The organism is Photobacterium galatheae, from assembly GCF_000695255.1.
Classification (GTDB): domain Bacteria; phylum Pseudomonadota; class Gammaproteobacteria; order Enterobacterales; family Vibrionaceae; genus Photobacterium; species Photobacterium galatheae.
In genome coordinates this window covers 1-7,062 of sequence record NZ_JMIB01000050.1, presented here as the reverse complement: position 1 = coordinate 7,062, position 7,062 = coordinate 1, and the positions used below count along the sequence as shown (strand labels likewise).

The following is a 7,062-nucleotide window of genomic DNA, read 5'->3' as shown; positions in this document are numbered from 1 at the left end:
AGGCTCTCTCTTTTGAAAAGGCCACCTGAAAAAGGTGGCCTTTTTGCGTCAAAGTGTATCTTTCCAGAGATCATACTGACCTGCCCCCACTTTCTAATACCATTCTGGAAAATTAACGGGTCAGGTCAATCCATTGCCGTGAGCACATCTTTTTGACTCGCTGAGTGCATTGCAAAAACTGGTTCCATGCCGTACAGACCTTATCAACAATATCGTCATAATCTCTGAAACTTTGATTGGCTAAACAGCGTTGTCTCAACCAACGCCATACCTGCTCTATTGGATTAAGCTCAGGAGAATAGGGAGGCAGTTTGATGATACTGACATTCTCAAATTGATGCGCGACGTCATCAGTATGCCATCCCGCACCATCCATGATCACAACGGCATGTCGACCTTTTTCTGTCACGCTTGAGATTTGCTTGAGGTGTTTGATCATGATTTCTTTGTTGACCCAAGGGACGACAATCGCTTCACCGATCCCTCGGCTTGGGCAAACGGAGCCAAAGTTGTTCTTGTTGCTCTGGGGTTAAGAATGAAGGTCTACCTGTTCTTGGTTTTTCTTGAAGCCCTTCGAGGTCTTCTTCGAGAAAGGTGTGAACCCATTTGTTGACACTGGTTCTGCTGACTTTTAGAAACTTGGCGACTTGAGTGCGGGACTGGCCTTTAGTGAGATTGGGATAATTGTACTGAAAATAAGGTTTCAGGGTAGATTAGAATTGCTATGGCAGGATAAGTGTCTCATCGAAACAGAGTGATTTTACCTCAGAGAAGTTTTCTGCCACAAATATTCCTGCCTGGCGCATTTCTTCACAACTGGAAGCGACTGTGTCTACAGCAATACCTCGGCAGGCAGCCAAATTGACAATGACTTTAAATGCTCCGGTTGCTTGGAGCTGTATCGCTGTTGTTTTCACACAATAGTCAGTTGCTAATCCACCAACTAAGACAGTGGTCACCCCTTTGCTTTTGAGCCATTCGATTAGGCCTGTGCTGAGTCTTTCTTGCAGATCGTGATAACAAGCCCCATAGGGGTGAAGATCGGGCTCGATCCCTTTCCAAATAACATGATCGTAGCCAGTGATCTCAGGAAGCCCAGGGATCACTTTAAATCCCTGAGTTCCGGGAACAGCATGTTTTACCCAGGTTAGATCTGCATTCGGATGAGGGAGGGGTTGCAGCATTTTCTCATGGCTATCAACAACCCAAACAGCGTTTGTCGGGTGGGCATCCTTGGTGAGGATGCGCCAACTGGCCAATTCTGCCTGTTCATTTAGGGCTGCTGCAATTTGATCCCCTTCCGGGACGGGCAATTCGTCAGGACACAACGGCGTAAAAGTTTGCTGAGCATCTACATCAATTGCTGCAATCGCCATGAACTCCCCCTACAGGATCTGGTTCAGGATATGATCTGCTTTCAGGCGTCGAATACGTTTGATCAAGCGTCTGACAGGCAGAGGGTAGCTTTCGACTTTGTCGATAAATTTATAGCTCCCCATTAACTGAGTATGTCGCAAGATTGCGTTGAGTTCCTGCTGTTTTTGTTCAGACAGTAGCTCATGCTTGTCATGTACTAAAATGGCATTTTCAAGATCTAGTTTCCATGCTCTTGGATTGAGGTTATTGCCGGTGATCAGCATATACTGCCGATCTACCCAGATACCTTTCAGGTGAAAGCTGTTGTTGTCGTGTTTCCAGATATGAATTGCTAACTGTCGGCGAGCAATTGCAGCTTCATTGTGTTTGGCAAAATTGCGTAGATTGACTTCATACAAGTAAGGTAATCCAGCAATGGTTCGGAAAGGCTCACTAGGTGGGATATAAAAGTCATTTGCCGTTTTGTCACCCACAATTAAGGTGATTTTCACTCCGCGTCGCAGAGCACGTTTGACTTCGCGGCTGACACTGCGGGGGAAATTGAAGTATGGTGTGCAGATCGTGAGTTCATGCTTAGCACTGGCGATCAGAGTACAGATATATTTATTGAGATTGTTTCTGCGTCGTCCTAATCCGACGATCGGAGTCAGTCCAACTTGATTCTCAGCGATGGTTTCAGGTTCAAAAGCGTAACTTGCCTGTTGAAGCTCCTGGCGTAAATCTCTGATTGCATTGCGCAAGCTTTTCGTTTCCGGGCGAACTTGCTGATTCAGACAGTTCACGGCTGGGCTGTCAACCAATGTTTTTAGCACAAACTGAGCCATGCTGTTTGCCAGCTTGGTGTTTTTCAGTACATGGTAGCGGTCACAGCGGTAGCGCTGATGCTGGGCCAGATACACATCATTCAGGCTGGCACCACTGTAGATCACAGTATCATCAACAATGAAGCCTTTCAGATGCAGTACCCCAAAGACTTCTCGGTTGCGGACAGGTACACCCAGCACTTCAATTTTATGTTCGTATGATGCTGAAAATTCACGATAAAAAGCAGCATTCCCTTCAGATTTTTCTGCGCCAATTAATCCGCGCTGCGCTCGATGCCAGTCAACAAGCACTTTGACATCAAGTTCTGGGCGTTTTTGTTTGGCTTCATACAATGCCTTGAGGATACCGCGACCTGCATCATCATCCTGAAGGTAGAGTGCGACCAGGTAGATACGCTGAGTCGCGTTGGTAATTTCTTGATACAAGCGCTCGCGAAAAGCACTGGCATCAAGCAGTGTTTCTAAATGTTCTGGTTGATGCGCAATACACGGTAGCTGATCAATGAGCTGCCTATTTGCAGTAGCTGAATCCATTATCGCCTCGTTCCGCGACTTATTTGATAAATCTAAAAATTAAGAGGCCAATTATACCAGATTTTAGTCATGGTAAAGTGGCTGCAGTGGTGCAATTGCTGAGCTTGGGAGGCAGGTTGGTCAATTCGGGCTGTATTGCATGGGAATGAGTGATTTTCCTGCACTTCGGTAGCGTTGAAGTCGGTTGGCCAAAGATGCCGGTAATCGCACTTCATCGATGACAATGAACCCTGCTTTTTGGTACAGCGGTTCTAGGTGACTAAACGCAAAACAAAAACAGCGCCTGGACAATAGTTGCGTGCGACAGGCCTCCAATAATGCCAGACCAACCCCTTGTTGTCGGAATGTCGGTGCGACCAGCATCCCTGTCAGCAATTGATGATCATCAGACAACTGAAACCGAACGACAGTGACAATTTCTGATGTTGTTTCACCAATCCAGATGATTTCGTCTCTTTTGGCTTTCCCTGCCGGGTAATGCGCCTTGTAGAGTCGATTGATTAGTGGGAATCGAATCGGTTTCAAAGGATGGAAGCTGAGTGTTGTTTTCGTGAAATCTGTCATGGAATTAACTGCGTCACTTCAGGGGATCAGTTAGAATGCGGCCTCCAGTATAAAGCGACGGTTTGAAATTGGTATGGAAGTTTTGCATTCCCACTCACTGGCTCAATTACATACGTTTGGTATCCAGGTTCAAGCATCCCGGATGGCCGCTGTAAGCACAGCGGATGAGTTGAAGCTCTTACTCTCAAATGAACGTCTGAACACACCGCCACCGCTGATCATCGGACAAGGTAGTAACTTACTGTTCTGTAGTGATTTTCAAGGGGCTGTCATTCTAAACCGTATCATGGGCGTAGTGGTCAGTGAGACTGACTATGCCTACCATTTGCATGTTGGCGCTGGTGAAAACTGGCACCAACTGGTCTGTTGGACGGTAGAACAGGGGATGCCAGGTCTGGAAAATCTGGCCTTGATTCCAGGGTGTGTTGGTTCTGCACCAATTCAGAATATTGGTGCCTATGGTGTGGAATTACAGGATGTCTGCGAATATGTTGAGGTGATGGATCGACATCTTGGTGAGGTTCAGCGACTCAGTGCTGACGACTGTTGCTTTGGCTACCGTGATTCTATTTTTAAACATGCCCTGAAAGATACGCACATCATCATTGCTGTCGGGATTCGCTTGAGTAAAGACTGGCTGCCGAAAACAACATATGGGCCGCTGGCGAACCTAAACCCAGAAACTGTGACAGCGAAAGAAATATTAGCGCAAGTTTGTGCAATACGTCGTGCAAAACTACCGGATCCGGCTCAATTGGGCAATGCTGGCAGCTTTTTTAAAAATCCAATTGTCCCCCAAGAGAAATATCAGCAGCTTTCAGCAGTGTTCCCTGGCTTACCCAGTTATCCGGCTCAGCATGGACATTACAAGCTGGCGGCAGGATGGTTGATCGACCAATGTGGTTTAAAGGGCTATCAGATTGGTGGCGCGGCAGTCCACAAAGAACAAGCTTTAGTCATCGTCAATACCGGTTCAGCAACGTCTGAAGATGTACTCCGACTGGCTCGCCATATTGTTGACACCGTGGCATGTAAATTTGGCGTCAGATTGGAGCATGAGGTGCGCTTTATGGGGGCGAATGGGGAAACGACATTGGATGAGGTGATGCCATGAAAGAGCAGACGACCAAATTGGCATTGATCCGAACACTTGCCGATGGACAATTTCATTCCGGGGAAGCGCTGGGGGAAGTAATGGGCATTTCTCGCGCGGCGATTAGTAAGCACATCAAGGTAATCCAGGAATGGGGGCTGGATGTCCATCGAGTCCAGGGCAAAGGCTACCGCTTAGCCGCTGGATTTGAGTTGCTGGATGAAACGGCGATTCTCTCTCAGGTTGATTGCCCATCTTTATCACTGGTACCTGTTATTGATTCAACAAACCAGTACATGCTGGATCGTATCGGACAACTGCCCAAAGGGTCTGTATGTCTGGCGGAATATCAACAGGCGGGTCGCGGCCGGCGGGGCAGACAGTGGTTATCACCATTTGGCAGTAATTTGTATCTTTCCATGTACTGGCGGCTGGATGCTGGGGTTGCGGCTGCGATGGGTTTAAGTTTGGTTGTTGGACTGGCGATTGCGAAAACCCTGCGGAAATTGGGTGCGAATGACATCAAAGTGAAATGGCCTAATGACCTTTATTTTCAGGATAAAAAGCTAGCGGGCATTTTGGTTGAAATGAGCGGAAAAGCGGGTGACGCGGCTCATTTGGTGATTGGTATGGGGTTGAATCTGACGATGACAAACACAGATTCAGAGACCGTAGGTCAGCCTTGGGCAAACCTTGCCGAAGCTTGCGAAATGATGCCTGATCGTAATCAACTGGCAGCAGCCATTATTGCAGGAATGACAGAGACATTGCTGCGTTATGAGGAAGTCGGAATGGCTGGCTTCGTTGACGAGTGGGATCAATATGATAATTTTCTCGACCGGCCAGTAAAATTGCTGATGGGTGACAAAGTCATTCGAGGAATTGCGCGTGGGATCAATCCTCAAGGTGCTCTGTTGCTAGAGACTGAACAGGGGATGGTGCCCTATCTGGGTGGGGAAATTTCGCTGCGGCAAGGCGATTGATCAAGACCAGCTAACACTGAGCTGGTCTTACCCTGTCAGATTTTCTTATTTTCTAAGCTTAATCTTCTGTACTGCATGATTGGATCCCTTTTGCAGGATCAGGCTGGCCCGCTCGCGGGTCGGCAAGATATTTTCTTTCAGATTCTTGCCGTTAATTTCCTGCCAGATATTGGTGGCGGTCTTAATCGCCTCTGGGACGCTCAGTTTTGTGTAGTGATTGAAATAGGATGACGGATCTTTAAAAGCGCCCTGACGGAAGTTTAAGAATCGCTCGATGTACCAGGTTTGCAGTAGTTCCGGCTCTGCATCAACATAGATAGAGAAATCAAGTAAATCCGAAATAAAGACTCGATGCGGCTCATGCGGGTAGTCCATACCACTTTGTAAAACATTGAGTCCTTCGATAATCAGAATGTCTGGCTGTTCCACCACTTTGATTTCATCAGTAATGTCATAAATGAGGTGTGAATAAACGGGCGCTTCAACGCGAGCCTTGCCAGATTTCACTTCTGTCAGAAATTCAACCAGACGACGAATATCATAGGATTGTGGAAATCCTTTCTTCTTCATCAGGTTTTTTTCTAACAAAACTTTATTCGGATACAGAAAACCGTCGGTTGTGATGAGTTCGACTTTGGGATGTTCCGGCCATCGGGTCAGGAGCGCTTTCAGCAAACGGGCGGTGGTGCTCTTCCCAACAGCGACACTGCCAGCGATTCCGATGATATAAGGAACAGTATTAGGTTTGGGCTGTGAAAGAAATTCTTCTAAAACACGATTACGGCCTTTACGAGCACCCACATAAAGGTTCAGTAAACGAGATAAAGGCAGGTAGATGTCGCGAACTTCATCCATCGAAAGATGCTCGTTTATCCCGCGAAGATTTTCGAGATCCGATTCGTTCAGTGTCATGGGGACTGACTTGCGTAATTCAGCCCATGCCTGGCGGTCAAAGGAAAGGTAAGGTGTTAGGATCTCGTTCATTTTGTAACCAAAATCTCATTCACAAGGAATGGGACAATACAGGATCAATTGACGAAGTGAAAGAGGACATCTTTTGTTCTGATGATGAAATCTGTACGTACTGGCTTATGTTTGATTAATAAATGCGCATATGGGCCATCAATGTAATTTTTTTTGTGTTTTCCTATTGCAAGCCCTAAATCCATCGCATAGAATGCGCAGCACTTACGCCGACTTAGCTCAGTAGGTAGAGCAACTGACTTGTAATCAGTAGGTCACCAGTTCGATTCCGGTAGTCGGCACCAAAATTTGGAGGGATTCCCGAGTGGCCAAAGGGATCAGACTGTAAATCTGACGGCTCCGCCTTCGAAGGTTCGAATCCTTCTCCCTCCACCATATTCAAATGGTTGAATAGCTCTACGAGTTACGAGTTTGCGGGCATCGTATAATGGCTATTACCTCAGCCTTCCAAGCTGATGATGCGGGTTCGATTCCCGCTGCCCGCTCCACATTTCTCGTGTGCTGATATAGCTCAGTCGGTAGAGCGCACCCTTGGTAAGGGTGAGGTCGGCGGTTCAAATCCGCCTATCAGCACCACTCTCTCTCCAAAGCACTTCAATCCTTTTGATATATACTCTACAAAACCCATGATTGGTTGTGTGGTCGTTATACCACCTAAATACCGTGCCTAGAGGGACTACCCATGTCTAAAGAAAAATTTGAA

Annotated in this window: 7 protein-coding genes, 4 tRNA genes and 1 pseudogene; 6 read left to right on the top strand and 6 right to left on the bottom strand. The window is 46.9% G+C overall.

The window, feature by feature from the left end; all coding sequences use genetic code 11:
• Window positions 1–112: 112 nt before the first annotated feature.
• From EA58_RS20370 to EA58_RS20355, 5 genes and pseudogenes are all read right to left on the bottom strand, one after another.
• Window positions 113–502: pseudogene (locus EA58_RS20370) on the bottom strand (IS630 family transposase); the annotation flags it as partial.
• The gene (locus EA58_RS22250) at window positions 474–707 is read right to left on the bottom strand and encodes a helix-turn-helix domain-containing protein (protein ID WP_152548136.1); all 234 of its coding nucleotides are present in this window, start codon (window positions 705–707) and stop codon (window positions 474–476) included. The gene EA58_RS22250 and the pseudogene EA58_RS20370, both read right to left, overlap by 29 nt.
• Before the next feature lie 15 nt (window positions 708–722).
• Window positions 723–1,376 carry a nicotinamidase gene (locus tag EA58_RS20365; RefSeq protein ID WP_036757397.1) on the bottom strand — a complete coding sequence of 218 codons (654 nt, stop codon included), beginning with the start codon at window positions 1,374–1,376 and terminating at the stop codon, window positions 723–725.
• A gap of 9 nt (window positions 1,377–1,385) precedes the next feature.
• Window positions 1,386–2,735, bottom strand: a complete 1,350-nt coding sequence (gene pssA, locus EA58_RS20360; RefSeq protein ID WP_036757395.1) for a CDP-diacylglycerol--serine O-phosphatidyltransferase — start codon at window positions 2,733–2,735, stop codon at window positions 1,386–1,388.
• Between the two features lie 120 nt (window positions 2,736–2,855).
• On the bottom strand, window positions 2,856–3,299 hold the full coding sequence (locus EA58_RS20355) for a GNAT family N-acetyltransferase (RefSeq protein ID WP_036757392.1): 444 nt from the start codon (window positions 3,297–3,299) through the stop codon (window positions 2,856–2,858).
• A gap of 73 nt (window positions 3,300–3,372) precedes the next feature.
• Here EA58_RS20355 and murB point away from each other — a divergent pair, with 73 nt between their 5' ends.
• On the top strand, window positions 3,373–4,413 hold the full coding sequence (gene murB / locus EA58_RS20350; RefSeq protein WP_036757391.1) for a UDP-N-acetylmuramate dehydrogenase: 1,041 nt from the start codon (window positions 3,373–3,375) through the stop codon (window positions 4,411–4,413).
• Window positions 4,410–5,375 carry a bifunctional biotin--[acetyl-CoA-carboxylase] ligase/biotin operon repressor BirA gene (gene birA, locus EA58_RS20345; protein WP_036757389.1) on the top strand — a complete coding sequence of 322 codons (966 nt, stop codon included), beginning with the start codon at window positions 4,410–4,412 and terminating at the stop codon, window positions 5,373–5,375. The genes murB and birA overlap by 4 nt, the downstream gene beginning before the upstream one ends.
• A 45-nt stretch (window positions 5,376–5,420) precedes the next feature.
• Here birA and coaA read toward each other — a convergent pair whose 3' ends face one another.
• Window positions 5,421–6,359 (bottom strand): type I pantothenate kinase, encoded by a 939-nt coding sequence (gene coaA / locus EA58_RS20340; protein ID WP_036757385.1) that lies wholly within the window; start codon window positions 6,357–6,359, stop codon window positions 5,421–5,423.
• Window positions 6,360–6,567: 208 nt separating this feature from the next.
• Here coaA and EA58_RS20335 point away from each other — a divergent pair.
• From EA58_RS20335 to EA58_RS20320, 4 genes are all read left to right on the top strand, one after another.
• Window positions 6,568–6,643: transfer RNA gene (locus EA58_RS20335), tRNA-Thr, on the top strand.
• A gap of 6 nt (window positions 6,644–6,649) precedes the next feature.
• A tRNA-Tyr gene (locus EA58_RS20330) sits at window positions 6,650–6,734 on the top strand.
• A 38-nt stretch (window positions 6,735–6,772) separates the two neighbouring features.
• Window positions 6,773–6,847 (top strand) — tRNA-Gly (locus tag EA58_RS20325).
• Window positions 6,848–6,859: 12 nt separating this feature from the next.
• A tRNA-Thr gene (locus EA58_RS20320) sits at window positions 6,860–6,935 on the top strand.
• Window positions 6,936–7,062: the final 127 nt, after the last annotated feature.

Bases quoted from the DNA above. Each gene is read 5' to 3' on its own strand.
- birA (WP_036757389.1), top strand. From the start codon at position 4,410: ATGAAAGAGCAGACGACCAAATTGGCATTGATCCGAACACTTGCCGAT.
- EA58_RS20355 (WP_036757392.1), bottom strand. From the start codon at position 3,299: ATGACAGATTTCACGAAAACAACACTCAGCTTCCATCCTTTGAAACCG.
- murB (WP_036757391.1), top strand. From the start codon at position 3,373: ATGGAAGTTTTGCATTCCCACTCACTGGCTCAATTACATACGTTTGGT.
- EA58_RS20365 (WP_036757397.1), bottom strand. From the start codon at position 1,376: ATGGCGATTGCAGCAATTGATGTAGATGCTCAGCAAACTTTTACGCCG.
- pssA (WP_036757395.1), bottom strand. From the start codon at position 2,735: ATGGATTCAGCTACTGCAAATAGGCAGCTCATTGATCAGCTACCGTGT.
- coaA (WP_036757385.1), bottom strand. From the start codon at position 6,359: ATGAACGAGATCCTAACACCTTACCTTTCCTTTGACCGCCAGGCATGG.